Annotated in this window: 29 protein-coding genes; 9 read left to right on the top strand and 20 right to left on the bottom strand. The window is 69.0% G+C overall.

The features are described from left to right. Positions 1-7: 7 nt before the first annotated feature. Positions 8-670, top strand: a complete 663-nt coding sequence (locus AB7P10_RS03980) for a Crp/Fnr family transcriptional regulator (RefSeq protein WP_428292553.1) — start codon at positions 8-10, stop codon at positions 668-670. Between the two features lie 39 nt (positions 671-709). Then, positions 710-1,696, top strand: a complete 987-nt coding sequence (locus AB7P10_RS03985) for a fumarylacetoacetate hydrolase family protein (RefSeq protein ID WP_428292554.1) — start codon at positions 710-712, stop codon at positions 1,694-1,696. A gap of 14 nt (positions 1,697-1,710) precedes the next feature. Here AB7P10_RS03985 and AB7P10_RS03990 read toward each other — a convergent pair whose 3' ends face one another. Further along, positions 1,711-2,214: a DUF1579 domain-containing protein gene (locus AB7P10_RS03990; RefSeq protein WP_428292555.1), complete on the bottom strand. Its 504-nt coding sequence runs from the start codon at positions 2,212-2,214 to the stop codon at positions 1,711-1,713. A 49-nt stretch (positions 2,215-2,263) separates the two neighbouring features. Next, the gene (locus AB7P10_RS03995) at positions 2,264-3,073 is read right to left on the bottom strand and encodes a phosphatase PAP2 family protein (RefSeq protein ID WP_428292556.1); all 810 of its coding nucleotides are present in this window, start codon (positions 3,071-3,073) and stop codon (positions 2,264-2,266) included. Positions 3,074-3,178: 105 nt separating this feature from the next. Here AB7P10_RS03995 and AB7P10_RS04000 point away from each other — a divergent pair, with 105 nt between their 5' ends. Beyond that, positions 3,179-3,652 carry a hypothetical protein gene (locus tag AB7P10_RS04000; RefSeq protein WP_428292557.1) on the top strand — a complete coding sequence of 158 codons (474 nt, stop codon included), beginning with the start codon at positions 3,179-3,181 and terminating at the stop codon, positions 3,650-3,652. Between the two features lie 45 nt (positions 3,653-3,697). On the opposite strand, the gene AB7P10_RS04005 is transcribed toward AB7P10_RS04000, so the two are convergent. The 16 genes from AB7P10_RS04005 to AB7P10_RS04080 form a co-directional block, all read right to left on the bottom strand. Next, the gene (locus AB7P10_RS04005; RefSeq protein ID WP_428292558.1) at positions 3,698-4,066 is read right to left on the bottom strand and encodes a RidA family protein; all 369 of its coding nucleotides are present in this window, start codon (positions 4,064-4,066) and stop codon (positions 3,698-3,700) included. Positions 4,067-4,079: 13 nt separating this feature from the next. Beyond that, the gene (locus AB7P10_RS04010; protein WP_428292559.1) at positions 4,080-5,066 is read right to left on the bottom strand and encodes a Bug family tripartite tricarboxylate transporter substrate binding protein; all 987 of its coding nucleotides are present in this window, start codon (positions 5,064-5,066) and stop codon (positions 4,080-4,082) included. 35 nt (positions 5,067-5,101) lie between these two features. After that, a complete protein-coding gene (locus AB7P10_RS04015) occupies positions 5,102-5,881 on the bottom strand; it encodes an SDR family oxidoreductase (RefSeq protein WP_428292560.1) in 780 nt (259 codons plus the stop codon). 2 nt (positions 5,882-5,883) lie between these two features. Then, positions 5,884-6,327, bottom strand: coding sequence for a RidA family protein (locus tag AB7P10_RS04020; protein ID WP_428292561.1), 444 nt, complete (start codon positions 6,325-6,327; stop codon positions 5,884-5,886). Positions 6,328-6,338: 11 nt separating this feature from the next. Continuing rightward, on the bottom strand, positions 6,339-6,671 hold the full coding sequence (locus tag AB7P10_RS04025; protein ID WP_428292562.1) for a hypothetical protein: 333 nt from the start codon (positions 6,669-6,671) through the stop codon (positions 6,339-6,341). A 5-nt stretch (positions 6,672-6,676) separates the two neighbouring features. Beyond that, positions 6,677-7,657, bottom strand: coding sequence for a Bug family tripartite tricarboxylate transporter substrate binding protein (locus AB7P10_RS04030; protein ID WP_428292822.1), 981 nt, complete (start codon positions 7,655-7,657; stop codon positions 6,677-6,679). 75 nt (positions 7,658-7,732) lie between these two features. Beyond that, positions 7,733-9,205 (bottom strand): aldehyde dehydrogenase, encoded by a 1,473-nt coding sequence (locus AB7P10_RS04035; protein ID WP_428292563.1) that lies wholly within the window; start codon positions 9,203-9,205, stop codon positions 7,733-7,735. Then, positions 9,202-9,999: an aspartate dehydrogenase gene (locus tag AB7P10_RS04040; protein ID WP_428292564.1), complete on the bottom strand. Its 798-nt coding sequence runs from the start codon at positions 9,997-9,999 to the stop codon at positions 9,202-9,204. Before AB7P10_RS04040 ends, AB7P10_RS04035 begins: the two co-directional genes overlap by 4 nt. After that, positions 9,996-11,687: a thiamine pyrophosphate-binding protein gene (locus AB7P10_RS04045; protein ID WP_428292565.1), complete on the bottom strand. Its 1,692-nt coding sequence runs from the start codon at positions 11,685-11,687 to the stop codon at positions 9,996-9,998. Before AB7P10_RS04045 ends, AB7P10_RS04040 begins: the two co-directional genes overlap by 4 nt. Beyond that, complete coding sequence (locus AB7P10_RS04050) at positions 11,684-12,514, bottom strand: IclR family transcriptional regulator (RefSeq protein ID WP_428292566.1); 831 nt, start codon at positions 12,512-12,514, stop codon at positions 11,684-11,686. Before AB7P10_RS04050 ends, AB7P10_RS04045 begins: the two co-directional genes overlap by 4 nt. Positions 12,515-12,532: 18 nt before the next feature. Continuing rightward, positions 12,533-13,357: an alpha/beta fold hydrolase gene (locus tag AB7P10_RS04055; protein ID WP_428292567.1), complete on the bottom strand. Its 825-nt coding sequence runs from the start codon at positions 13,355-13,357 to the stop codon at positions 12,533-12,535. A 23-nt stretch (positions 13,358-13,380) separates the two neighbouring features. Further along, on the bottom strand, positions 13,381-13,878 hold the full coding sequence (locus tag AB7P10_RS04060; RefSeq protein ID WP_428292823.1) for a cupin domain-containing protein: 498 nt from the start codon (positions 13,876-13,878) through the stop codon (positions 13,381-13,383). A gap of 122 nt (positions 13,879-14,000) precedes the next feature. Next, entirely contained in the window at positions 14,001-14,756 is a 756-nt protein-coding gene (locus AB7P10_RS04065; protein WP_428292824.1) for an SDR family oxidoreductase, read from the bottom strand. A 160-nt stretch (positions 14,757-14,916) separates the two neighbouring features. Continuing rightward, positions 14,917-15,702: an ABC transporter permease gene (locus AB7P10_RS04070; protein WP_428292568.1), complete on the bottom strand. Its 786-nt coding sequence runs from the start codon at positions 15,700-15,702 to the stop codon at positions 14,917-14,919. Between the two features lie 43 nt (positions 15,703-15,745). Next, entirely contained in the window at positions 15,746-16,747 is a 1,002-nt protein-coding gene (locus tag AB7P10_RS04075) for an ABC transporter substrate-binding protein (RefSeq protein ID WP_428292569.1), read from the bottom strand. A 75-nt stretch (positions 16,748-16,822) separates the two neighbouring features. Then, positions 16,823-17,659, bottom strand: coding sequence for an ABC transporter ATP-binding protein (locus AB7P10_RS04080; protein ID WP_428292570.1), 837 nt, complete (start codon positions 17,657-17,659; stop codon positions 16,823-16,825). A gap of 224 nt (positions 17,660-17,883) precedes the next feature. On the opposite strand from AB7P10_RS04080, the gene AB7P10_RS04085 reads away from it, so the two are divergent. From AB7P10_RS04085 to AB7P10_RS04105, 5 genes are all read left to right on the top strand, one after another. Further along, entirely contained in the window at positions 17,884-18,054 is a 171-nt protein-coding gene (locus tag AB7P10_RS04085) for a hypothetical protein (protein ID WP_169801527.1), read from the top strand. Positions 18,055-18,164: 110 nt separating this feature from the next. After that, a complete protein-coding gene (locus AB7P10_RS04090; RefSeq protein WP_428292571.1) occupies positions 18,165-18,686 on the top strand; it encodes a MarR family winged helix-turn-helix transcriptional regulator in 522 nt (173 codons plus the stop codon). Positions 18,687-18,742: 56 nt separating this feature from the next. Then, positions 18,743-20,200: an efflux transporter outer membrane subunit gene (locus tag AB7P10_RS04095; RefSeq protein ID WP_428292572.1), complete on the top strand. Its 1,458-nt coding sequence runs from the start codon at positions 18,743-18,745 to the stop codon at positions 20,198-20,200. 39 nt (positions 20,201-20,239) lie between these two features. Then, positions 20,240-21,535 carry an HlyD family efflux transporter periplasmic adaptor subunit gene (locus AB7P10_RS04100; RefSeq protein ID WP_428292573.1) on the top strand — a complete coding sequence of 432 codons (1,296 nt, stop codon included), beginning with the start codon at positions 20,240-20,242 and terminating at the stop codon, positions 21,533-21,535. A gap of 19 nt (positions 21,536-21,554) precedes the next feature. Beyond that, positions 21,555-23,168 carry a DHA2 family efflux MFS transporter permease subunit gene (locus AB7P10_RS04105; RefSeq protein ID WP_428292574.1) on the top strand — a complete coding sequence of 538 codons (1,614 nt, stop codon included), beginning with the start codon at positions 21,555-21,557 and terminating at the stop codon, positions 23,166-23,168. A 7-nt stretch (positions 23,169-23,175) separates the two neighbouring features. Here AB7P10_RS04105 and AB7P10_RS04110 read toward each other — a convergent pair whose 3' ends face one another. Then, positions 23,176-23,838, bottom strand: a complete 663-nt coding sequence (locus AB7P10_RS04110) for a class I SAM-dependent methyltransferase (protein ID WP_428292575.1) — start codon at positions 23,836-23,838, stop codon at positions 23,176-23,178. 92 nt (positions 23,839-23,930) lie between these two features. Continuing rightward, positions 23,931-24,536 carry a glutathione S-transferase family protein gene (locus AB7P10_RS04115; protein ID WP_428292576.1) on the bottom strand — a complete coding sequence of 202 codons (606 nt, stop codon included), beginning with the start codon at positions 24,534-24,536 and terminating at the stop codon, positions 23,931-23,933. Between the two features lie 112 nt (positions 24,537-24,648). Here AB7P10_RS04115 and AB7P10_RS04120 point away from each other — a divergent pair, with 112 nt between their 5' ends. Continuing rightward, positions 24,649-25,614, top strand: a complete 966-nt coding sequence (locus AB7P10_RS04120) for a helix-turn-helix transcriptional regulator (protein ID WP_428292577.1) — start codon at positions 24,649-24,651, stop codon at positions 25,612-25,614.

Raw genomic sequence — 25,614 nt, forward strand, 5'->3', positions numbered from 1 at the left:
GTGCGCGATGGAACGGCGGAACAATCCCAAATGGAATCAGGCGCTGCAGGGCCTCAGTCACGAAGAGGCAGAGGCTGTGCACAGCCTCATGCGCGCACGGTCCTACTCACCACCCCGCGCCGTGATCTTCAGCCAGGGCGAACCCAGCGACACGCTGGTGGTGGTGCGCAATGGACGGGTTCGCCTGTTCATCACGTCACCCGAAGGGGAGGAATTCACGCTCAGCATGCTCAACGGGGGGAGCATCCTCGGACTGGCCGCCGCCGTGCTTCAGCGTCCGCGGATCCTGTCCGCAGAAGCGGCTGGGCAGGTGGATGTTTCCATCCTGTCAGCCACCGATTTTTCCGCCTGCCTGGAGCGTTTTCCCCGCTTCTCTCACAACATCACGCGCCTGCTGGCCTTGCTGGCCGTGGAGAACATCGAACGCAGCGCGCCGCTTGTGCTGGATTCCGCGTCGCAACGGCTTGGGCGCATTCTGGTGGCCTTGGCCACCAGAACGCCAAACGGCAAACAGGCCGTGCACGATCTCACCCACGATGACCTTGGAAAGATGATCGGCGCGAGCCGCACCTGGGTCAGCCTGACGCTCGCTGACTTTGAGCGGCGCGGCCTGGTTACCCGTCAGCCAGGATGCATTGCCATCCTGGACCCCGAAGGACTGATGCGCTGAGCGCCGATGACGCGCTCGCGAAACCCTGGAGACCATTGAATGAAGCTCGCAACCTACCGCGATGGGTCGCGCGATGGGCAACTGGTTCTTGTGACCAACCGACTGGACAGGGCTGTATTCGTTGCAGACATTGCACAGACGCTGCAGGCAGCCCTTGACCGCTGGAACGCCGTGGAGCAGGACCTGAGGTTTCGGGCCGCCCAACTGGAAGCCGGCCAACTGGCGGGAGCCTTTCCCTTTCAGGCATCCATGTGCATGGCGCCACTGCCCCGCGCCTATCAATGGGCAGATGGTTCGGCCTATCTGAACCATGTGGAACTGGTGCGCAAGGCGCGAGGTGCTGCCATGCCGCCCGAGCTCTACAGCGATCCCTTGATGTATCAGGGGGGGAGCGACACGCTGCTGGGCCCCAACGATGACATGGTGTTCGCGGATGCCGCATGGGGCATCGACTTTGAGGCCGAGCTGGCGCTTGTACTGGGTGACCTGCCCGCCGGGGCGACGGCGGAGGAGGGATCCAGAGGCGCTCGGCTCGCCGTCCTCGTCAATGACGTCTCTTTGCGTGAACTGATTCCGGCAGAACTGGCGAAGGGCTTCGGCTTCGTCCAGAGCAAACCTGCATCGGCGTTCTCACCCGTGGCGGTGACACTCGACGAATTCGGCCCTGCTTGGGATGGGGAGCGGCTGCATCTTGATCTGGCCGTCTGGCGCAACGGCGAGCAGGTGGGGCGTCTGCGCAGTGGGGACGACATGCACTTCTCGTTCGCGGATCTCGCCTGCCACCTTTGCCGTACTCGCTCCGCCTGTGCCGGAACGCTGCTGGGGGCCGGCACGGTCTCCAATCGCCGTGCAGGGGCCGGGTACGGCTGCATTGCAGAGAAACGGATGCTCGAGATACTGGAAGGCGGGAAGGCTGTGACGCCCTATCTGCAGCATGGTGAAACGGTGCGGATCGAGGCCTTCGACAGCAGCGGTCAGACCGTGTTCGGTTCGATTCAGCAGAGGGTTGTGGTGCAGCCCCGATGACACCAGCTACCGCCTTAAGCGGAAGCCACCCGCCCGTAATTCACCTCCACAGCCAGCACCTCCTCCCCCAAGGGGCTGATGTTGTACATGCGCAGGTCGAGCGTGTCGTCGTCGGGCTGCTCGATCTCGGTGCGCCAGCCCCAGCGCGCGCCGCCTTGTCCGTCGGCGTAGCTGCCCAGCATCGACAGGCGCGGGTCGCCGCTGGCGCCGGTGCTGAACATGATGGCCGTGCCGGTGCCGAAGCTTTCGGCCCAGGCCGATTCGTACCGGCGTTCGTCCAGGTGGTGGGCGATCAGCGCCACGCCTTCCATGGGCTCGCCGCTGCAGTGGCCGCTGTACTCGTGCAGCAGCACGCGGCCACCCAGCAGCACGCGGATGCTGCCGCGCTGCACCGAGTCCTCGGCCGGCTCACCGGGCTCGAACCACAGGCGAAAGCGGCCTTGCCACTGGCCGGCCATGCGCGCCAGCTGCGCGTGCACGCCGCTTGCGCGTGAGGCTTCAAATTCCTTGCGACCCATGGTGTGTCCTCCTCTTCCTTGAATGGCGCGCTGTGGATGAAGGCCGGGGCTATGCGCGCGAATGCCGCCGAGCCAGTTCGATCGCCGTGATGCACAGCGTCAGCCAGGCCACGCCAAAGGCGAACCCGGCGATCACATCGCTGGCCCAGTGCACCTGCAGGATCACGCGGCTCCAGCCCACGGTGAAGGCCAGCGTGGCGGCCAGCAGCACGCCGCCCAGGTGCCAGCGCGGCGGCAGCAGCCGCAGGCACAGGTAGGCCAGCATGCCGTACACCACCAACGAGCCCGAGGTGTGCCCGCTGGGAAAGCTGTAGCCATCGGCTTGCGCAAAGCCATGGTCGTGCAGTGGGCGCACGCGCTCGAAGATGGACTTGAGCAAGCGGTTGAGCAGGCCACCGCCCGCGCAGGTCACCGCCCAGCCCAGCGCCAGCGACGTGTACCGGCGCAGCAGCAACACCAGCGCCACCATCATCACCAGCAGCGTCAGCGGCCACGGGTCACCCAGCTGCGTCCACAGGCCGAAGAAGCGCAGCACGGTTGGTGAGAGCTCGCGCGCCAGGGTCTCGGTCAGCCGCTCGTCGAACTGGCCGATCTCCTCTTGCGCGTCGAACGCTTCCAGCATCTCCGCAAAGAGCGACGCCATGCCGACCAGCACCCCCGCGCCAACGGCCAGGCACAGGCCCAGCAGCAGCGGGCGCGGCAGGCGGCTCCATGCGATGTGGTTGCCGTAGCGGTGGAAGCCGACCACGAGGGCAGCACAGGCCATGAGCACCGCGAGCAGAGCGGTCACCAGCACGGGCAGCGCGTGCGCGCCAAGCCATTCGGCCCAGGCGAGGGCTTGGGTCAGGTCGTCGTCCATCGGGGGACTGTACTGCCCGTGGCTGCACCGGGTGCCTGCCGGCGCCGCGCTTCCCCGCGTAGGATGCGCCGAACGTTGTCATCCACCGTCTCCAAGGAGTCGACCATGGGCTTGTCCGGGATGCGCCACCGCTTCCAGTCCGCGCACAGCACGCAGACGCTCGCGGAGGGGCTGGCGGAGTACTTCGAGGCGAATCCGGCGCTCAAGCGCGACGGCGATCTGCTCTCACCCGAGGCAAAGCAGTTCTTCCGTTCGCACGATGCGGTGCACGTGGTGTACGGCTGCGGCACCACCATGCCGGACGAGGCGGTGGTCAAGCTCAGCAGCCTGCTGGGCACCACCGGTGGCCTGGCGGTGCTGCGCGGCTACACGCACCACGAAACCCTGGACATCTACACCCGGCTGCCGCTGGGCAGCACGTTGCTGGCGCTTCTCGCGTCGCCGTACCTGATCGTTCGCACGCTCTGGCGTTGTGCGAGGCAGACGCGGCGCTGGCCGTGGGTGGGGTACGAGGCGTTTCTGAATGTGCCGCTGCGCGAGCTGCGCGCGGCGTTCGGCATCCGGGTGGCGCACGGTTGACGTTCGGCCCGCGCCGATGCACACCGGCGTTCGGGCCGGGCCGTCTCAAGCCACGTAAGCCACGATCTCGATCTTCATCCCCGGCACCACCAGCGCCACGCCCGCGCTGGAGCGGTTGGGCCAGGGGGCTTTGAAGAATTCGCGGTACACGGCGTCGATGACCGGCATGTCTGACACGTCGGTCATGTAGATCAGCACCTGGGCCACGTCGTCCATCGTCTTGCCGGCGCGTTCCACCGCGCGCTGCAGGTTGCTGAAGGTCAGGCGGGCCTGTTCCTCGATGCTGCCGGTGGTGTCGACGCTGCCGTCTTCGCGCACCGGGCCGTGCGCGGTGTAGAGCACGCCGCCGGCGCGCACCATCCACGAGAACGGTTGCTTGAAGGGCGGCAGGCCGACGTCGATGACTTCCTTCATCGGTGCGGCGGCGTCAGTCGGCCTTGATGCCGGTCTCGCGGATCACCTTGCCGTAGCGTTCGTTGTGGTACTGGTTGATCTTCGCCAGCGCGGCGGGCTCGCCGCCGGCGGGGATGAGTGCCATGGTGGTCATGCGCGCCTGCACGTCGGGCATTTTCAGGATCTCGTTCAGGTGGCCGTTGAGCGTCTTGACCACGTCGGCGGGCATGCCCTTGGGGCCCATGAAGCCCTGCCACGCGCCGACCTCGGCGTCCTTCACGCCGGCTTCGGCCAGGGTGGGCACGTTGGGCGCCAGCGGCGAGCGCTGCGGGTCGGCCACGGCCACGTTCACCAGCTTGCCGGTGTTGATGTACTGCGCCACCGGGCCGAGCGTGGTGTACATCATGGGGATGTGACCGGCCACCAGGTCGGTGATGGCGGGGCCGCTGCCGCGGTAGGGGATCTGCGCGATCTTCACGCCGGCCGAGCGGTTGAACATTTCGCCCAGGATGTGCATGGGCGAGCCGCTGCCCGGGCTGGCGTAGTTGCCGATCTTGCCGCTCTTGGCGGCGGCGACCACGTCGCTCACCGTGTTCAGGCCCGCGCCCGCGTTCGTGATGAGAAACAGCGACTGCGTGCCCGCCAGCAGGATGGGCGTGAAGTCGGTCAGCGGGTTGTAGACGGCGCCGGTACCGGGCTTGAGCACCAGCGGCGCGGTGGCAAACGTGTTCGGCGTGAACAGCAGCGTGTAGCCGTCGGGCGCGGCCTTGGCCACGTAGGCGTTGCCGATGGTGCCGCTGGCGCCGGTCTTGTTCTCCACCACCACCGGCTGGCCCACGCGGGCGGACAGCTTCTCGGCAAAGGTGCGCGCCAGCGCGTCGGTGTCCCCCCCGGGCGGGAAGGACACGATCAGGCTGATGGTCTTGCTGGGGTAGGCCTGCGCCAGCGCGCTGCCGGTGGGCAGGGCGAGGGCGGTGGTGGCGGCGAGGGCGCTGAGCAGCAGGTGGCGGCGGGCGGTCATGTGGGTTGTCTCCTTGGGTGTGTGGGGGAAAGGCGTCAGAACACGCCGCTGAACGAGCCACCGTCCAGCAGGATGTTCTGCGCGTTGATGTAGCCGGCGTGCACGCTGCACAGGTAGGCGCAGGTGTGGCCGAGCTCGGCGGGCGCGCCGAAGCGGTGGGCCGGGTGCTTGGCCAGGCGGGCCTCGCGCACGGCGTCCACGTTCTTGCCTTCGCGTTTCGCCTGCGCGGCAAAGTTGCCGGCCAGGCGCGCGGTGTCGAAGGTGCCGGGCAGCAGGTTGTTGATGGTCACGCCGCGCGCCACGGTGGTGCGCGCCAGGCCGGAGACGAAGCCGGTCAGGCCGCTGCGCGCGCCGGTGGACAGGCCCAGCCCGTCCAGCGGGGACTTCACCGCGCTGGAGGTGATGTTGACGATGCGGCCCCAGCCGCGCGCCATCATGCCGTCCACCGTGGCCTTGATGAGCTCGATCGGCGCGAGCATGTTGGCGTCGATGGCCTGGTGCCAGGTCTCGCGGTCCCAGGTGCGGAAGTCGCCGGGCGGTGGGCCGCCGGCGTTGGTGATCAGGATGTCGAAGTCGGGGTGCGCGGCGAAGATGCGCGCGCGGCCTGCGTCGCTCGTCACGTCGGCCGCCACGAACTCCACGCGGCCCGCGCCCAGCGCGGCCAGGCGTTCAGCGGCTTCGCGCAGCGGGCCTTCGGTGCGCGCGGCAATCACCACGTGCACGCCGTCCTTCACCAGCGCCTCGGCGCAGGCGTGGCCCAGCCCCGAGCTCGCGCCGCACACGAGCGCCTTCTTGCCGGCAATGCCCAGGTCCATGTTCAGTTGTCCTTGGATGAAAGGGGTTGCGCTAGACGGAGGTCGACATCGAGCCGCGCCCAGGCGTCGATCTCCACGCGCAGTTCGGGGAACACCAGCGCGCTCACCGCCACCAGGGTGGAGCACGGCGTGTGCGGCGTGCCGAAGAAGTCGCGCCGCGCGCGGCCGACCTCGTCCTTGTCGGTGATGTCGGTCAGGTAGACCACGGTCTTGACGATGTTGTGCTTGTGGCCGCCCGCAGCCACCACCAGCGCTTCGAGCTTCTTCAGCACCCGCATGGCCTGCTCGTAGGCGCCCAGGGGCGCGCCGCGTTCGGCGGCTTCGCGCGTGGCGGGGTGCGCGGTCATGCCGGACATCACCACCTCCTGCCCAATGCGCCAGCCGTTGGTCCAGCTCGCGGTGGGCAGGTCGGGTACCTGGGGGCAGTGGATCTTTTCAGGCGTCATGTCATGTCATGTCACTGGCCACCGGCGGCCACGCGCGCCTTGATGCGCTCGCGCACCGGCACGAAGTCGTAGGTGGGGTAGCACTCGGTGGCGAACACCCCCCAGGCCGAGCGCTCCAGCTCCACATTGACCTGGCCCAGCAGGTGCGGCGGCACCTCCAGCGTGACGATCTGGCCCAGGCCCATGGCCACCGTCCACGACACCACGCGCGTGCCTTCCACCGGGAAGCGCTCCCACCATTCGCTGGCCTTGAGCTTTGCTTGCACCTCGTCCAGCGTGAGGCCGGCGTGGTGCTTGAGCACGATGGTGATCAGCACGTTGGGGTTGGGCCTGGCGTCGCTCACGGTGCTCACTCCACGGTGATGCCGCGGTCCTTGATGACCTTGCCCCAGCGCGCGGTTTCGTCCTGGATGTGCTTGTCGAAAGCGGTGGTCTGCATGTCCCAGGCGCTCAGGCCCTGGCCCTGCAGGCGCTCGCGCACGGCGGGCTCGGCCAGGATGGCGGTGGCGTCGCGCGCGAGCTGCGCCACCACGTCGGCGGGCGTGCCGGCCGGGGCCAGCAGGCCGTACCAGGAGGGCACCACCACGCCGGGCACGCCCAGTTCGGTCAGGGTCGGGATCTCGGGCGCGGTGGGGGTGCGCGCGCTGTCGGTCACGGCCAGGGCGACGAGCTTGCCGCTCCTGATGTGCGGCAGCACGGTGGGCAGGTTGCTGAACATCAGCGGCACGTTGCCTCCCATCACGTCGTTGATGGCCGGCGGCGTGCCCTTGTAGGCGATGTGCAGGATGTCCGCCCCGGACTGCGACTTGAACAGTTCGCCCGCCAGGTGCAGGCCGCTGCCCACGCCGGGGGAGGCGTACGACAGCGTGTCGGGCTTGGCCTTGGCGCGCGCGATCACGTCGGCGACCGTCTTGATGCCAGTGGCGGGGTTGGTCACCAGCACGTTGGGCGTCTTGGCCAGCATGGCCACGGGCACGAAGTCCTTCTGGATGTTGAAGGGGAACTTCGGCATCAGCGTGGGGTTGATGGTGAGGTTGCCGGCGGGGATCACCAGCAGGGTGTGGCCGTCGGCCTTGGCGCGCTTGACCTTGTCCATGCCGATGTTGCCGGCAGCGCCGGGCGCGTTGTCCACCACGGCCAGCTGGTTGTAGCGCTTGCCCAGGCCGTCGGCCAGCACGCGCGCCAGCGTGTCGATGGGGCCGCCGGGCGGGAAGGGCGCGACGAGGGTGAATTTCTCGGCGGCCAGCGCCTTCTCGGCGGCGGTCTGCGCCAGCAGCGGGGTGGAGGCCAGGGCCAGCACGGCGGCGGCGGCGAGGGTGCGGCGGGTCATCATGAAGCGGGTTCCTTTCAAGGGTTCAGTTCAATTCAATTCGGTTCAAGGCACGGCAAGGCAAGGCCATGCGGATCAGCTGCCGGCCCAGGGCATGGGCGCCTCGTTCAGGCCGATGTAGAAGCTTTTCTGGCTCGTGTATTCGAGGATGCCCAGGCGGCCCTTCTCCTGGCCGTAGCCGCTCATCTTCACGCCGGTGAACGGCGTGCTGATGGAGAACAGCTTGTAGGTGTTGACCCAGACCGTGCCGGTCTGCAGCGCGCGGCCGATGCGCCAGGCGTTCTTGAAGTCGCGCGTCCAGATGCCCGAGGCCAGGCCGAACATGTTGTCGTTGCACTGGGCGATCAGGTCGTCCTCGTCCTTCCAGGGCAGCAGCGCGAGCACCGGGCCGAAGATCTCTTCCTGGCACATGCGCGCGCTGTTGGGCAGGCCTTCGAAGATGGTGGGCAGGTAGTAGCTGCCGCCATCGAAGTAGCCGCCGGTGGGGCGTTCGCCGCCGCACAGCACGGTGCCGCCTTCGTCGCGGCCGAGCTGCACGTAGCGCTCCACCGAGGCGCGGTGGCCGAGATTGACCAGCGGGCCCATCTGCGTGGTTTCGAGCGACGGGTCGCCCACGCGCAGCTTCTTCACGCCGTCGAGCAGGCGGGCCTTGAAGGTGTCGTACACGCTTTCGTGCACGAAGGCGCGCGAACCGGCGATGCAGGATTCGCCCGAGGAACTGAAGATGCCGTAGAGCACGCCGGCCACGGCGTGGTCCAGGTCGGCGTCGGGCATGACGATGGTGGGCGACTTGCCGCCCAGTTCCAGCGAGGTCGGCATGAGCTTCTCGGCCGCCAGGCGCTGGATGCCCATGCCTACGTTGGTGCCGCCAGTGAAGGCGATGCGCTTGACCAGCGGGTGCTTGACGAGCGCGTCGCCCACGATGCTGCCCTTGCCCGGCAGCACGCTCAGGATGCCGTCGGGCACGCCGGCCTGCTGCGCGATCTTCGCCAGCTCGATGGCCATGCGCGGCGTGATCTCGGCCGGCTTGAACACCATGGCGCAGCCGGCGGCCAGCGCGGGCGCGAGCTTCTGCGCTTCGCTGGCGATGGGGCTGTTCCAGGGCGTGATCGCGCCGACCACGCCCAGTGGCTCGTGCACGCTCATGCTGAGGTAGTCGCCGCGCGAGGGCGTGATCGTGTCTTCCCAGGTTTCGGCGGCGGCGCCGAAAAACTGGAAGGTGCCCGCGGCGCTGGCCACCAGGGCGCGGCATTCCTTGATGGGCTTGCCGTTGTCCAGGCGCTGCAGCTGCGCCAGTTCCTCGCCGCGCTCGCGGATGCCGTTGGCGATGCGGTAGAGGATGCCGGCGCGCTCGTGGTGCTTGAGCCCGGCCCAGGCGGGCTGCAGGCGCGCGCGCTCGGCGGCCTGCACGGCCTCGTCCACATCGGCGGCGGTGGCGGCGTGAAGCTCGGCCACGGTGCTGCCGTCGTGCGGGTACTCGGTGGTGTAGAGGGGGCCGGAGGCATCGCGCCAGCGGCCCGCGAAGAAGCTTTGCAGTTGCGTGGTCATATCGTCACGGCCGAGGTGCGGTTGTGGAGGAAGCGCAGCGCGGAGAGCACCGTCAGCGCGGAGGTCTTGGGGTTGTCGGGCAGGGGCTTGCCGCGCATGGTGATCTGCATCTCGCCGAAGGCGCCGCGCACATCGATCTCATGGATGTTCTCGGTCACGGTCGGGTCGGCGACCAGGCGAACGCGGGTCGCGTCCAGCCCCAGCCCGGCAAGCGAGACGGTCGCGGCCACGTTGGCGTTCTTCGGGTACAGGCGCGCGGCCTCGCGCGCCGAGGCTTCCAGGATCACGGTGGGCGCGGTGATGGCGTCCAGGTCAACCACCTGTTCGGCGGGGGTGCCGCGCCAGCCCGTGGGTGGCTTGCGGCCGGTGTAGGTGACGCTGTCCAGGCCGGCGATGCGGGCCGATGCGATGGCGTCGATGCCGCCGACCGCGCCGGCGAGCAGGTGCACGCGCGTGCCACCGCGCTGTGCCGCGTCGGCCAGCTTCTCGGGCAGGCCGTCTTCCGACAGCGCGCCAATGGACAGCACTGCGCATTCGATGCCGCGCTCCAGCGCGGGCAGCACGTGGTCTTCGATCGCGGCGTGGCCCGCGCACTCCAGCAGCAGGGCGGTCTCGGCCGGCACGTCGCTGCACACCGTCACGCCGTCGCCCGCTGCGGCCTGCGCCTCGGCGCGGTGGCTCTCGGGCACCACCACGTGGGTGATGCGCACCGCAGGGTGTCCGGCCATGCGCGCCATCAGCGTGCGGCCGATGGCGCCGAAGCCGATCATCGTGACCTGCTGCTGAAAGTTCATACCTCTTCTTCCTTCTTCTTCGGCGGGCCGGCGAACTTGACCGCGAACGGGCCCCAGGCGTTCATGTCCACCTCGACCACGACGGGGCCGGCGCCGTGCGCCAGGGCCTTCTCCAGCGTCGCGCGCGTGGTGGCCGGGTCGGCCAGCTTGTGGTGCGGCACCTGCAGGCTGGCGCAGAGCTGCGCGAAGTCGGGCGTGTGCAGTTCGACATAGGCGTGGCGGCTGCCGTAGATGTCGTCCTGGATGTTCTTGATGACGCCGTAGCGCTGGTCGTTCATGACCAGGAAGACCACGTTGGCTTTCTCCTGCGCGGCGCACGCGAGTTCGCCCACGTTGAGCATGAAGCCGCCGTCGCCGCAGAGCGAGACGGTGCGCCGGCCCAGCGCGTGCTCGGTATCGGCCACGGCCGCGCCCACACCCATGGCCAGGCCCTGGCCGATGCCGCCGCCCAGGGCGTGCACACCACCGCGCGGGTGGTCCAGCGCGGGGGCGCGGTTGCCCCACATGCTGTTGGAGAGCGTGATGTCGCGCACCCACCAGAGCTGCTTGCCGACCACCTCGGCCAGCGTGTTCTTGAGCTTGACGTACTGGCCCAGCGTGCCGTCCACCAGCGAGCCGGCTTCGGCGCGGGCGCGCTTCACGTCGGCGGCCAGCTTCGGGTCGATCTGCATGCGGCCCGAACCCATGGCCGCCTCAAGCCGGTCAGCCAGTGCGTTGAGCGTGAGCTCGGCGTCGCCGTGCACGAACAGTTCGCTGCTGTAGCCGCGGTTGTCGGCCAGCGGGTTGGCGTCGATGCGGTAACGTGTGGCGGGCAGCTTGAGCTTGTAGTTCAGCGTTTCGTTGCTGCGCAGGCGCGTGCCCACCGCGAGCATGGCGTCCACCGTTTCGTAGAACTCCTCGGCGGGCTTCTGCAGGTTGTACGAACCCAGCGTGGCGGGGTGGTCTTCCGGCACGATGCCGCGGCCCTGCACCGAGGACACCACGGCCCAGCCCATCTTCACCAGGCGTTGCGCGGCCGCGCCGGCGCCGCGCGCGCCGCCACCGAGCCACAGCAGCGGGCGCTTGGCGTCCAGCAGGCGCTCGGCCAGCACGTCGACGGCGGCCATGTTGGGTTGCACCGGGGGCACCGCCAGCGGCGAGAGGTCGGCCGGCAAGTCCAGCTTCATCTTCTGCACGTCGATCGGGATTTCGATGCTCACCGGGCCGCAGGGCGGCGTCTGCGCCAGGCGCACGGCCTCGCGCAGCGTGGCCAGCGCGGTCTCGGGGTTGCGGATGCGGAATGCGTCCTTGCCCACGGCCTTGAGCATGGCCAGCTGCGCAGGGTGCTCGTGGATGTAGCCCAGGTCGCGGTCCAGGAAGGGCGATTCGATCTGCCCCGTCAGGTGCAGCAGCGGCGTGCCGGCGGTGATGGCTTCGACCATCGCGCCCGCCGCGTTGCCGCAGCCCGTGCCGGTGCTGGTGACGCACACGCCCAGCGTGCCGCTGACCCGCGCATACGCGTCGGCCATGTTGCAGGCGCCGGCCTCGCCGCGTGCCGAGACAAAGCGGATCTTCTGGCGCGTGTGGAACGCGTCGAGGATGGGCATGTTGTGGATGGAGATCACGCCGAAGGCGGCGCGCACGCCGCATTCCTCCAGGAATCGGGCGGCGAGCTCACCCACCGTGATGCGTTTGTGTGACGGGCTCATGCGACTTTCTTTTCAGGGGGTTTGGTCTGCCAGCCGCCGCGGTTGGGCGAATGGCTGATGCGTTCGGTGAGCTGGGCCGCGGCGTCGCGAACGTGCTGGATCAGCACGTCGAGCTCGCCGGGTTGAACCTGTTGCGCGGGCACGCTGATGCTCACCGCCGCGGCGACTTCGCCCCGGTCGTTGAACACCGGCGCGGCGATGGTGGAGATGCCGGTCTCGAAGCCGCCCTGGCTCACGCCGTAGCCGTTGGCGCGGTCCTGGTCGATCAGCACCTTGAGCTGCTCCACCGTGGTCGGCGTGCGCGGGGTGTAGACCGGCAGTTCGGGTTCGGGGTAGAGCTGCCTGAGCGCGTTCAGGTCGAGGTCGGACAGCAGCAGGCGCCCCAGCACGGTGGCGTGGGCCGGCAGGCGCGCGCCGACCTGGATGGAGTGGAAGAGCGCGCTGCGCCCGGCCACCTTTGCAATGAAGACCACGTCGCGCGCGTCGCGCACCACCACATGGGCCGAGTAGCCGCAGGCGTCGCGCAGGGCCTCGATGATCGGGCGGCCGTGTTCGGTGAGTTCCATGGACGCCAGGAACTCGAAGCCCAGGCGCAGCACGGCCAGGCCGAGTTTGTAGGAGGCGCCGTCGCCCACGCGTTCGACGAAGCCGCCCTGTTCGAGCGTCTGCAGCATGCGGAACACCGAGGCGCGCGGCAGCTCCAGGCGGCGCGAGATCTCGGCGCCGGTGAGCTCGCGCTCGTCGCGGTTGAACAGCATCAGCAACTGCAGGCCGCGCATGAGCGCGGGCACGGTGTAGCGGTCGTCGGTGTTCTTGTCGTTGGCCATGGCGTTGTTCTCCTCTTCCTAGTGCAGGCCCAGCAGGGCGTTGACCTGGCCGGGGGCTTCGAGCGGGCACGCGTGGCCCACGGGACCCAGATCATTCCATGCCACACCGGCCGCCTGTGCCACGGCCTGGCAGGCCGCCGGCGTGGTGATGGTGTCGGCGCTGCCGCTGGCCACCGCCACCGGGCAGTTCAGCTGCGCGAGGTCGGTAGCGATCTGGCCGTGGGCGAGCAGGCGCGCGGCCTGCGTGTAGCCCGCCGGGATGACCTGAGACATGCTGTCGCGCACGGCCTCCACCAGCTCGGGCGCCGCGCCGGGCGAGAGCATGGCCGCGGCGCGGGCCTGCGCCATGCCTTGCGGGCCGAGCCGTTCCAGCGTGGCCAGGCGGTCCTGCAGCTTCTTGTCGCGCACGGCGGCTTCGGCGTCGCCATAGCCCGCGGCCGGTGAGAGCAGCACCAGCCGCCGCACGCGCTGCGGCGCCTTCGCGGCAGTGCGCGCGGCCATGAGCGCGCCCAGCGAATGCCCCACCAGGGTGACCGGGGCCTGCACGTCCAATGCGTCGAGCCAGGCCCACAGGCGCTCGGCGTAGGCATCGGCGCGTGGCCAGTCGCTGTCCACCGCGTCGCTGCCGCCGTAGCCCGGCGCGTCCCAGGCCAGCACACGCAGCACCTGGCCGCGCGCCGCGTCGAGCTGGCGCACCCAGCTGCCCGAGGCCGATCCGATGCCGTGCAGCAGCACGTGCGTGGCCTCGGGCGCGGCACCGGCGTCGCGGAAGGACACGCGCGCGCCGTCCGCCAGCGCAACGGAGCGCAGCGGGTGCAGGGCAAGGGCTTCGAGAGGCGTCATGGGGCGGCCCGGTTGTCTTGCGATCAGCGCTTGATTTTTGCCAGGGGCGAATCGGGCGGGTAGGTCGGCGTGATCGGCTTGGGTGAACCCAGCATCACGCACATCAGCGCGTCCTCGTCGCCCACGTTGTGCTCCTCGCGGTACACGCCGGGCGGCACCGAGATCAGGTCGCGCTCGCCGACGATGGTCTCCCAGCGCTCGCCGTCCTTCTCGCAGACCACCTTCATGGCGCCGCGCATGACGAAGAAGATTTCCTCCACGTCGTAGTGGATATGCGAAGGGCCGATGTTGCCGGCCGGGATCACCATGGTGGAGAAGGTGAAGTGCGCGGCGGGCACGGTGTTGGTGTCCTTGTTCACGCCGGTGCCGCCGGTGCCCACGTAGCGCATCTGCGCGCGGCGGTATTTGGGGTCGTAGTCGGCCTGGAACTTCAGCGCGTCCCAGTCGTAGCTGCGTGTGGACTTGCGCGCCACGCGGGTCTCCATCCACTGCGCGAAGCTCTGGCCCTCGGCGCGCATCATGCCGCGCTGGGTTTCGGCTTCGGGCGGGATGTTCGGGTCCATCAGGCCGCGTTCGTTGAACACGGGCGCGTTGGCCGCCGCTGGCTTGTCGATGATCGCGGTGCTCATGGTTTTCTCCTTCTTCAGTTCATTGAAAAGCCGCCGTTGACGGGCAGCAGCTGACCGGTGATGAAGCCGCTGGCCTGCGTCAGCAAAAACAGCGCGGCGGCGTTGACGTCTTCGGGGACCTGGGGCCGCTGGATGGCGCGGCCCTTGAGGTAGTAGTCGTGCCGCTCCTGCGGCACGTAGGCAGTGGCTTCGACCAGCGTGAGACCCGGCGCGATGGCGTTGACGGTGATGCCGTCGGCACCCATCTCGCGCGCCAGCGAGCGCGTCATGGCGATGACCGCGCCCTTGCTCGCCACATAGGCCAGCAGGTTGGGCGCGCCCCACAGCGCGGTGTCGGACGCGAGGTTGACCACGCGGCCCGTGCCGCTGGCGGCCAGGTGCGGGCGGGCGGCGGTGGTGACGAGCCAGGTGCCGCGCACGTTGACGTCCATCACCAGGTCCCAGGTCTCGGGGCTGATCTGCGCCATATCCTTGCCGCCGGAGTTGGTGATGGCGGCGTTGTTGATCAGGCCGTCCAGGCCACCGAGCCACTGCGCGGCCGCGTTCACGCCGTCGCGCACGCTGGCCGCGTCCAGCAGGTCCAGCGGCACGTAGTGCGCCGAGGGGCCGAGGTCGCGGGCCAGTTCGCGCCCCTGTTCGTGCAGCACGTCGCTGATCACGACGCGCGCGCCGGCCTGCACCAGCGCCTGGGCAAAGCTGGCGCCCAGGCCACGCGCCGCACCGGTGACGAGCACACGGCGGCCGGGCAACTGGATTTCGTTGTGGATCATGGTGTTCACTACAGCTTCTGTTGCGCAGGAGGGAGCGCTGGTGCAGGGGCGTCAAGGGTCCGGCTTCGCCGGCCCGAGACGCCGTCCCTCCCTCGAAGCGCCGAAGGCGCGTCACAGAGGGGGGAAGCCGCGCAGCGGCGCAGGGGGGTGTTCATAGTCTTCAGGCCACGCGGCGCTCGGCGCTGGGCAGGTAGTGCAGCACGCGCTTCTCGGCGATCACCACCGCGTAGTAGGCGAGGATGCCGATCACGGTGAGCGCGGCGATGACCACGAACACCCCGGCGGTGTTGCCCTGACCCTCGAAGAACACCAGCAGATAGCCCAGGCCCATGTTGCCGCCCACCAGTTCGCCCACCACCACACCGATCACCGCCAGCGTGCTGGCGATGCGCAGTCCGGAGAACAGCGAAGGCAGCGTGGTGGGGTACTCGACCATGCGGAACACCTGCAGGCGGGTGGCCGAGAACGAGCGCGCCAAGTTGATCATGTCGTGGTCCATGGTGCGCATGGCCGAGAGCACGTTGATGAGCACCGGGAAGAACACGATCAGGATGGCCACCAGGATCTTGGGGTAGACCGTGTAGCCCAGCCACATCACGAACAGCGGCGCGAAGGCCACCTTGGGCGCGATCTGCAGCGCCAGCAGGTAGGGCGAGAGCACGGCCTCGACCTTGGGCGAGATGCCCAGGGCGTAGCCGATCAGGGCACCGAGCAGCGAGCCGAGCACGAAGCCCACCACCACCTCCATCGCCGTGATGCCGGCATGCCAGAGCAGGCGCTCGCCGTTCCAGATGCGCACGGCTTCTTCCGCGACGCGGGTGAACGGCGGCAGCACGAATTCGGGCACCTCCAGCGCGCCCGGGCCGTACTCCCACAGCAGCATGAACACCACCAGCACCAGCAGGCTCCAGAGTGCGGTGCTGTACCGCTGCAGTACGTCTTTCATGTCGGGCTTTCGAAGGCAGTGAGGGGCAGGGGGCGGTTCGGGCTTACTTGGCCATCACGAACTGGTTGGTGTAGAGGTCCTTGAGCGGGGTCTCCTTGGGCACCACGCCGTTGGAGACGTAGAACTTCTGCAGCTCGCCCAGGCGCGCCTCGTCCATCGTGCCGGGCACCTTCTGCTTGGCGTAGACGTACTGGTTGAACAGCTCGAAAGCCTTCTGGATGCTGGCTTCCTTGCCCTTGTGCACCTGCACGTGGTTCACGTAGACCGCGGTGGCCGCCTTGGGGTCGGCCATGATGTCCTTCATGCCCTTGAGCGTGGCGCGCACCAGCTTCTGGATCAGCTGCGGGTTCTTCGCGATGGTCTCGTCCGAGGCCAGGATGGCCTGGGCCATGCTCTTGAAGTACACGTCGGCCGGCAGGATGTCGACCTGCGCGCCGGCGTCCATGGCGCTCACGGTCCAGTCGGGCACGCCGGCCATGGCCGAGGCCTTCTTGGCCGCGAACTGCTGCCACACGCCGGCCGGGCCGGCGGCCTGGATGTTCACGTCGTTCTTGGTCAGGCCGACCTTGCTGAGCATGCCCAGCAGGGCGTAGTAGGTGGTGTCGGTGTAGGCCAGCACGGTCACGGTCTTGCCCTTGAGCTCGCGCGGGCTCTCGATCTTCTCGTCCTTGTGGCTGACCAGTTGCATCAGCGAGCCGGCGCCCAGCACCGCCACCGCCTTGACCGGGATGCCCTGGGCGCGCGCGATGATGGGCGTGTCGCCGATGGCGCCACCGATCACCGCGTTGCCCGCGCCGATCTGCTTGGCCACGTCCACGCCGCCACGCGCGGTGACGAAGTTGACCTTCAGGCCTTCCTGTTCGTAGTAGCCCTTGGCCTGCGCCAGCATCCAGGGGCCGAAGGCCGGCAGCGTGCCGGGCGCGGGCAGCAGGTAGGTGATTTCCTGCACCTGGGCGTGCGCGGCCAGGGGCGAAGCCAGCGCCACCGTGGCAAGCAGGCTGAGGCAGGCACGGCGGGTTCCGTTGAAAGCGCGGGTCATCTTCATGGCAACTCCAGGGTGTGGTGGTGGAACGGTAAGGAAGGGAGAAGAAAAGGGGCGGCGTTTGCGGGCAAGGGCCGGTCAGTGCACTTCGGTCTGCGCATCGAGCTTGAGCAGCTCCATGAGCCGGCTGACGTAGTCGCCGACGGCGGCGTGCTTGCGGCGCTGCATCGGGTTCTCGCGGCCGGGGATGTCGACCGGGATTTCCTCGACGATGGTGCCGGGGCGTTCGCTCATCACCAGGATGCGGTCGGACAGCGCGACCGCCTCGCTCAGGTCGTGGGTGATGAAGAGCACGGTCTTGTTGTTCTCGGCGACGGTGCGGGCCAGGTCCTGCTGCAGGATCATCTTGGTCTGTGCGTCCAGCGCGGAGAAGGGCTCGTCCATCAGCAGCACGATGGGGTCCACGGCCAGCGTGCGCGCCATCGCGGCGCGCTGGCGCATGCCGCCCGAGAGCTGGTGCGGGTAGCTGTTGCCGAAACCCTTGAGGTGGCACTGGGCCAGCAGCCGGGTCGAGATCTCGGCGCGCTCGGCCGCCTTCACGCCACGCAGCTCCAGGCCGAACTCCACGTTCTGCGCAATCGTGCGCCAGGGCATGAGCAGGTCCTTCTGCAGCATGAAGGCGACGTGCTTGTTCGGGCCGGTCACGGGTTCGCCGTTGACCTTGACGGTGCCGGCCGAGGTCTTGGCCAGACCCGAGCCCATGTTGAGCAACGTGCTCTTGCCGCAGCCCGATGGTCCAATCAGCGACACCACCTCGCCCGGCTGGATGGACAGCGTCACATTGCGCGCGGCCAGCACCTCGGGGTTCTTGCCGCGGGCGGGAAAGCGTTTGTCCACACCGATGAATTCGATCGCGGGGTGCGCCGTGCCTGCGGCCGGGACTGCGCTGCTGGAGCCGTGGAGTGCGTCGTTCATGGGGTTCTGCGGGTGGCGGTTGACGTTTTGTATATGAAACGTTGATTCATTACGGAATCAATGCTAGGGCTCTTGCCGACCTTTGTCTGCAAAAACCTACCAAGATCGCGGGGTATTGGCGGCCTGTGCGGCCGGGTCGGCGCGGCGTGCCCGGGCCGTGGGTGATGCGCTGCCGTTCGTCTATGGCCTAATAGCAGCTTTGCAATCTCTCTCAGGAACCAGCCATGGGCAACAAAATCGTCACCGAAGCCGACCGCAAAGCCACTCCCCGTCCTACGCCCGTCGCTGGTGTGTCGCTGACCACCCCGGGCCGCGGCCAGCGCGTGAGCCTGGAGCGCGGCGTGGCCACGCGCAGCAAGAAGAACCCGGGCAAGCGCTCGAAGAAGGGCGGCTGATCGCCCGCTGGCCCCAGCGGCCAGCCCCGTGCAAAAGGCCCGCATCGCGGGCCTTTTTCCTTTTGGGCTGGACGGTTTTATGCGCTTGCCTGGATAAATATTGCCTAGGCATGTATATTCAGGCCTTCACCGATCCAGCCAAGCGCGACATGCCACGCACACCCAAGCCCGTCCATTTCTACGACGGCGTCAACTTCAAACCCGACCAGAGCGTGGGGTACCTGTTGAAGCGCGTGATGCTGTCCATCGTCCACCAGGCCGACAAGCGCCTGGACCTGCACGACCTCACCACCGCGCAATGGAGCCCCCTGATGAGCCTGCGCATGCGCGGCAAGTCCACCGTGGCCGAGCTCGCGCGCTGGGCGCAGATCGACGCCGGCGCGATGACGCGTCTGCTCGACCGCCTGGAAAAGAAGGGCTTGTGCAAGCGCGTGCGCTCGACCGAGGACCGCCGCGTGGTGGTGGTCGAACTCACGCCGGAGGGAGAGGCCGTGATGGAGCACGTGCCCGAGGTGCTGGCCGAGGTGATGAACCTGCACCTGGCGGGTTTCAGCAAGGCCGAATGGAACACCCTGCTGGGTTTGCTGGGCCGCATGGTCGACAACGGTGACGCCTTGCGCGAGGCGGGTTGACGCCGGTCGCGTCCGCGCAGCCTTCTCTTTTTTTGCCCAATTACTTGCCTAAGCAAATGAAGCCCTATCAACCAATTGCGAAATCCCATGACGCAAGCCATCTGGGCGCGGCGCTGTCGCTGGCCCTGGCGGCGCTGCTCGCCGGCTGCGCGAGCAGCGCCGGCATCCAGGCGCAATCCGCCGTTCTGACGCCACAGGCCGCTGGCCTGGCTCAGCCGGTGGGCAGCGCCGCACTGCCGGATCCGCTGCCCGAAGACTGGTGGCGCGGCTGGGGTGATGACCCGCTTTCGGCCCTGATCGATCAGGCCTTGCAGGCCCAGCCCTCCTTGAAGGCGGCGCAGGCCCGGCTGCGCCGTGCGCAAGCGGCCACGGCGGGCGAAGAAGCGGCCAGCGGCCCGCAGATCAGCGCCAGCGCCGACGCCACGCGCCAGCGCTTCAGCGCCAACAGCATCTATCCGGCGCCGCTGGGCGGCTCCACGCAGACGCTGGCCAACGCGCAGCTCGCCGGCAACTGGGAATTCGATTTCTTTGGCCGGCATCGCGCCGCGATTGAAGCCGCGGTGGGCGCGCAGCGCGCTGCCGCCGCCGACCTGCAGGCCGCGCGCAATCTGCTGGCCAGCCAGGTGGCGCAGACGTACGTGCAGCTCGCCCGCCTGCTGGCGCAGCGCGAACTGGCGGTGCAGGCACTCGCGCAGCGCGAGCAGATGCTCGGCCTGATCCGCCAGCGGGTGGACGCCGGGCTGGACACGCGCGTGGAACTCAAGCAGGGCGAAGGTGCCTTGCCCGACGCGCGCGTGCAGATCGAGCAACTGGACGAGCAGATCGCTGCGGCGCGGCACGCGCTGGCCGCACTGGCCGCGTTGCCCCCCAACAGTTACGACGCGCTGCGTCCCGACCTGCGGCACCTGAAGACCCTGCCCCTGCCCGAGGTGCTGCCGGCCGACCTGCTGGGCCGCCGGGCCGACATCAGCGCCGCGCGCTGGCGCATGGAGGCCGCCACGCAGGGTGTGGGTGCGGCCAGGGCGCAGTTCTATCCGAACGTGAGCCTGACCGCGTTTGTGGGCCTGTCCAGCATCGGGCTGGACCGCCTGGTCGAGGCGGGCAGCCGACAGGCCGGCATCGGGCCGGCGATCCACCTGCCGGTGTTCGACGCAGGCCGGCTGCGCGCACAGCTTCGCGTGAAGACGGCCGATCTGGACGCCGCCGTGGAAAGCTACAACGGTGCCGTGCTCGAAGCCGTGCGCGAGACCGCTGACCAGCTCAGCGCCCGTCAGTCGATCGAGCGCCAGCGTGCGCAGCAGGCGCAGGCGCGCGACGCTGCAGAAGCGGCCTACGACATCGCGACCCAGCGCTACCGCGCGGGCCTGAGCGGCTATCTCACGGTGCTCACGGCCGAAACCTCGGTGCTCAGCCAGCGGCGCCAGAGCGTGGACCTGCAGGCCCGCGCGCTGTCGACCCAGGTGGCGCTGGTGCGCGCCCTGGGCGGCGGTTTCGTGTCCGACGACAACCGCTGAAACACCTTCAAACCATCTTCCAGCTCACCGGAGCTTTGCATGACGACTTCTCCCGACACCCCTCCAACCCCCGGCAACCCCGCGCGCAGGAAAGCCCTGACCGGCGTGGCCGCCGCCGTGCTCGTGGCCGGCATCGGCTACGGCGCTTACTGGGCCCTGGTGCTCAACCACTTCGAGACCACCGACAACGCCTACGTGCAGGGCAACGTGGTGCAGATCACGCCGCAGCAGGCCGGCACCGTGGTGGCGATCAACGCCAACGACAACGACCACGTGCAGGCCGGTCAGTGGTTGGTGCGACTGGATCCGACCGACGCGCGAATCGCGCTCGAGCAGGCCGAGGCGCAGCTGGCGCAGACCGTGCGTGAGGTGCGCACGCTGTACGCCAACAACCGCACGCAGAGCGCGCAGATCGCCCTGCGCGAGGCCGATCTCGCGCGCGCGCAGAGCGACCTGCAGCGCCTGCAGGACGACGTGGCGCGCCGCCAGCCCCTGGTGGCCAGTGGTGCCGTGGGCCAGGAAGAGTTCAAGCACGCCACGGCCCAGCTGGCCGCCGCCCGCAGCAACGCCGAAGCCGCGCGCGCGGCCGTGGCCGCGGCGCGCGAGCAACTCGCGTCGAGCCAGTCGCTCACCGAAGGCATCTCGGTGGAGCAGCACCCCAATGTGCTGCGCGCCTCTGCGCGCGTGCGGGAGGCCTATGTGGCACTCCAGCGCGTCGAGCTGCAGGCGCCAGTGGGCGGCTATGTGGCTCGGCGCAACGTGCAGCTGGGCCAGCGCCTGCAGGCCGGGGCGCCGCTGATGTCGGTGATCGCGCTCGACCAGGTCTGGGTGGAGGCCAATTTCAAGGAAAGCCAGTTGAAGAACCTTCGCATCGACCAGCCGGTGGAGCTCACCGCCGACGTCTACGGCAAGAACGTGGTCTACCACGGCCGCATCGAAGGCTTGGGCGCGGGCACGGGCGCGGCCTTTGCGCTGCTGCCGGCGCAGAACGCCACCGGCAACTGGATCAAGGTGGTGCAGCGCGTGCCGGTGCGCGTGCGCCTGGACGCTAAGGAGTTGGCGGACCACCCGCTGCGCCTGGGCCTGTCGATGGAAGCGCGCGTGGACGTGAGTCAGACCAATGGCCGCATGCTTGCCGACGCAGGCGCCACACCGGTGGCGGTGCAGACGGCGGTGTTCGAGCAGGACAACCGCGAGGCCGACGCGCGCGTGCGACAACTCATCGCCCAGCATGGCGGTGGCCCGCGCACCGCGGCGACAAGACACGTGAAGCCGGCGCCGCCGGCCGCCACCCCGAGCACCACCGCCGCGCCGGCCGTGGCCCTGGCACGTTGAGCCCGGGCAGAGACCTCGCATGAGCAGCATCGCCGCGACCACGCCACAGGCCGCTGAACCGCCAGCCGCATCATCACCACCGCCACCGGCGGCAGCGCCCGTGGCGTTTGAACCGCTCAAGGGCGGGCAGCTGGTGCTGGGCACGATCGCCCTGTCGCTGGCCACGTTCATGAACGTGCTCGACACGTCGATCGCCAACGTCTCGATACCGGCCATTGCCGGTGACATGGGCGTGAGCCCCGCGCAGGGCACCTGGGTCATCACCTCGTTCGCGGTGGCCAACGCGATCTCGGTGCCGCTGACCGGCTGGCTCACGCAGCGCTTCGGGCAGGTGCGCCTGTTCACCATGAGCGTGCTGCTGTTCGTGCTGGCCTCGTGGCTGTGCGGCCTGGCGCCCAACATCGGCACGCTGATCGCCTTTCGCGTGCTGCAGGGCCTGGTGGCCGGGCCGATGATCCCGCTCTCGCAGACCCTGCTGCTGGCGAGCTACCCGCGCGCGCTGGCGGGCACCGCCATGGCCATGTGGGGCATGACGGTGCTGGTGGCGCCCGTGGCCGGGCCGCTGCTGGGCGGCTGGATCACGGACAACATCTCGTGGCCGTGGATCTTCTACATCAACATCCCGGTCGGCCTGTTCGCGGCGGCGCTGACCTGGTCGATCTACCGCAGCCGCGACCCCGGCCCGCGCCGCGTGCCGCTGGACGTGATCGGCCTGGTGCTGCTGGTGCTGTTCGTCGGCGCGATGCAGATCATGATCGACATGGGCAAGGAGCTCGACTGGTTTGAATCGGGCGAGATCCTGCTGCTCGCGGTGGTGGCGGTGGTGAGCTTCCTGTTCTTCCTGGCATGGGAGCTGACCGACAAGCACCCGATCGTGGAGGTGCGCCTGTTTGCGCGGCGCAACTTCGTCACCGGCACGCTGGCGCTGTCCATTGCGTATGGGCTGTTCTTCGGCAACGTGGTGCTGCTGCCGTTGTGGCTGCAGCAGCACATGGGCTACACGGCGACCTGGGCGGGCCTGGCCACCGCGCCCGTGGGCCTGCTGGCCATCGTGCTCTCGCCCTGGGTGGGCAAGAACGTCAGCCGCATCGATCCGCGCACGCTCGCCACCGTGGCGTTTGTCGGCTTCGGTGCGGTGCTGTGGATGCGCTCGCACTTCAACACCCAGGCCGACTTCATGACCATCCTGATCCCGACACTGCTGCAGGGCGCGGCCATGGCCTTCTTCTTCATTCCCTTGCAGGCCATCGTGTTCTCCGGCCTGCAGCCGCACCAGACGCCGTCGGCCGCGGGCCTGTCCAATTTCGTGCGCATCACGGCCGGCGCGGTGGGGACCTCGCTGTTCACCACGCTGTGGGAGAGCCGGGCGTCGCTGCACCACGCGCAGCTGGTGGAATCCATCCACACCGGCAACGCCACCGCCATGGCCATGCTGGATCAGCTCATGGGCAGCGGCATGAACCGCGAACAGGCGCTGGCCACGATCGACCGCCTGATCAACCAGCAGGCCTTCACGATGGCCGTGACCGACCTGTTCTACCTTTCGGCCGCGCTGTTCTTCGTGCTGGTGGCGCTGATCTGGTTCTCGAAGCCGGTGCACGGCGCGGCGGTGGACGCCGGCGGCGCGCACTGAGCCTCGCTCAACGCGTGAAGGTCAGGAAGCGGCCCTTGTAGGCCGCGCCATCTTCCAGCGTGCGCGCGGCCGAGAGCATGGTCAGCGTGAAGCCCAGCGCGGCCATGTCCCGCCCGAAGGCACTGCGGTTGCCCCGGTCCGGGTCGACGATGACGACCACCGCCGCAGGCGCGGCATGGCGAAAGATGAAGGCCGCGAGCTGCGCCGGCTGCTGGCGTTCGTACAGCAGGTCGCTGCCCACGATCAGGTCGAAGCGGCCCAGCGCCGGGTTGTCGGTGGCGGCGGTGCTCTCCCAGTTGCCGGTCTGGTAGGGCAGGGGCCCCAGGCCGTTGAGCGCGAGGTTGTGGCGCAGGAATTCCTCGGTCAGTGGATGCCAGTCGCTCACGGTCACGTCCGCGCCGCGCCGGTGCATCACCAGGCTGGCCAGCGCCAGGCCCGCGCCGATTTCCAGCACGCGCAGGCCCGCGACGGGGTGGGTGAGCATGGCCAGCGCCAGCACGCGCGATGAGGGCCAGACCTGACCAAAATGCGACCAGCCCGCCGGCGGCAGGCCGATGTCGGCGGCGCTGCGGTCGGTGTCGGTGTATTGCTGGTCGTCGCTGAGGCGGCGGATGTGCCAGTCTTCGCCGCCGAGTTGCAATGTCTCGGTCCGGACCTGGTAGCCTGGCATGGGTGCTTTCGTGGAGGGTGTGGGACACGGTACCACGCATGGCGCCCGAGCGCGCAAGCCCGCTCGCCACCGCACGGCGACGGGCGTGTGCTTCAGGCCTCGATCTGCATCGCCGGGCGCGCCTGCACCTTCTGCAGCCAGGCCTGCACGTGTGGGTGGGACGCCACCGGCGCGCCGATGTAGGCGCTGTAGCCGATGACGGAGCCCACGCAGAGGTCGACCAGCGAATAGTCGGCACCCAGCATCCAGGGCTGTGCCGCCAGGCGCGCGTCAAGCAGGGCCAGGAGTTCGTCCAGCCCCTTGTGCGCTGCGCGCCCATGGGCGTCGTCGGGCGTGCCCAGGTCGCGCGCGGCCTGCAGGCGCACCAGCTGCGCGCCGTAGGTGACGTAGGACCAGGTGCACCAGGACATCGCCTGCAGGTGTTCCCGCGTGCCGCCGGCCGGCCACAGGCCGCTCTTCACGCCAAAGGTGTGGCCCAGCCAGAGTTCGATGGCCAGCGCCTCGAACATCGGCGCGCCGTCCACCGTCAGGGTGGGCACCTTGCCGTTGGGGTTGAGGGCCAGGAAGTCCGGGCGGCGCTGCTCGCCGGTGGTGATGTCGACCTTGACGCGCTCGTGCGGCACGCCGAGTTCGGCGAGGGCGCAGGCGACCGGGGTGGCGCTGGACATGGGGTGCCAGTAGAGAACGATCTTGGACATGTTGGGCTCCTTCAAGGTTTGAAAACCGGTCCGGCACCGCGCCGAACCCGTGCCCGCAATGTCGTGGACATTGCGGACAGTTATGACCCTCGACAAGAGGTAGCATGTGACCATGCTCTCATCGTCGACCCGACTGCTGCGTGTGCTCTCCCTGCTGCAGACCCGCAGCCACTGGGCAGGCCCCGAACTGGCCGACCGGCTGGAGGTGCACCCGCGCACCCTGCGCCGCGACATCGACCGGCTGCGCCAGCTCGGCTACCCCATTCACGCCAGCAGTGGCGTGGCCGGTGGATATGCCTTTCGCGCCGGGCAGGCGCTGCCGCCGCTATTGCTGGACGACGACGAGGCGCTGGCCGTGGCCATCGCCCTGCAGGTCGCCGCGGCAGGCACCGTGAGCGGTGTGGAGGAAGGCTCGCTGCGCGCGCTGGTGAAGCTGGAGCAGGTGATGCCCGCACGCCTGCGCCGCCGCACCGCCGCGCTGCGCTCGGCCATCCTGCCCATGCAGCGCATGGGACCGACCATCGACGCGGGCGTGCTGGCCACGCTGGCCACCGCCTGCCGCGACCAGCTGCGGGTGGGGTTTGCCTACCGCGACGGCAAAGGCCGCAGCAGCACGCGCACGGTAGAGCCACAGGGCCTGGTGCACACCGGCAGCCGCTGGTACCTCGTGGCCTGGGACCCGGCGCGCAACGACTGGCGCAGCTTCCGCATCGACCGCGTGGAGGGCGAACCGGTCAACGGCGCGCACTTCGCGCCACGCCCCGGGCCCGGCGGCGGCGACCTGCGCGCCTACGTGGCGGGCGCGATCGCGGTGGACATCCAGGGCGAAGAGGCGAGGGTGGTGCTGCACCAGCCTGTGGCGGTCATGGCACCGCGCATTCCGCCCGCGGCGGCGCTGCTGGAAGCCATCGACGACACGCGCTGCCTGATGCGCTGCCCGGCGCACCAGCTCGACTGGCTGGTGTACTGGTTGATGTCGCTGGATGTGGAGTTCGAGCCTTTGGGGCCACCGGCCCTCATCGAGCGGCTGCGTGCGGCGGGGGATCGGGTGTCGCGCGCGCTGGCGGCGCACGGCTGA

The sequence above is a fragment of the Hydrogenophaga sp. genome (assembly GCF_050182545.1).
In the GTDB taxonomy this organism is placed as follows: domain Bacteria; phylum Pseudomonadota; class Gammaproteobacteria; order Burkholderiales; family Burkholderiaceae_C; genus Hydrogenophaga.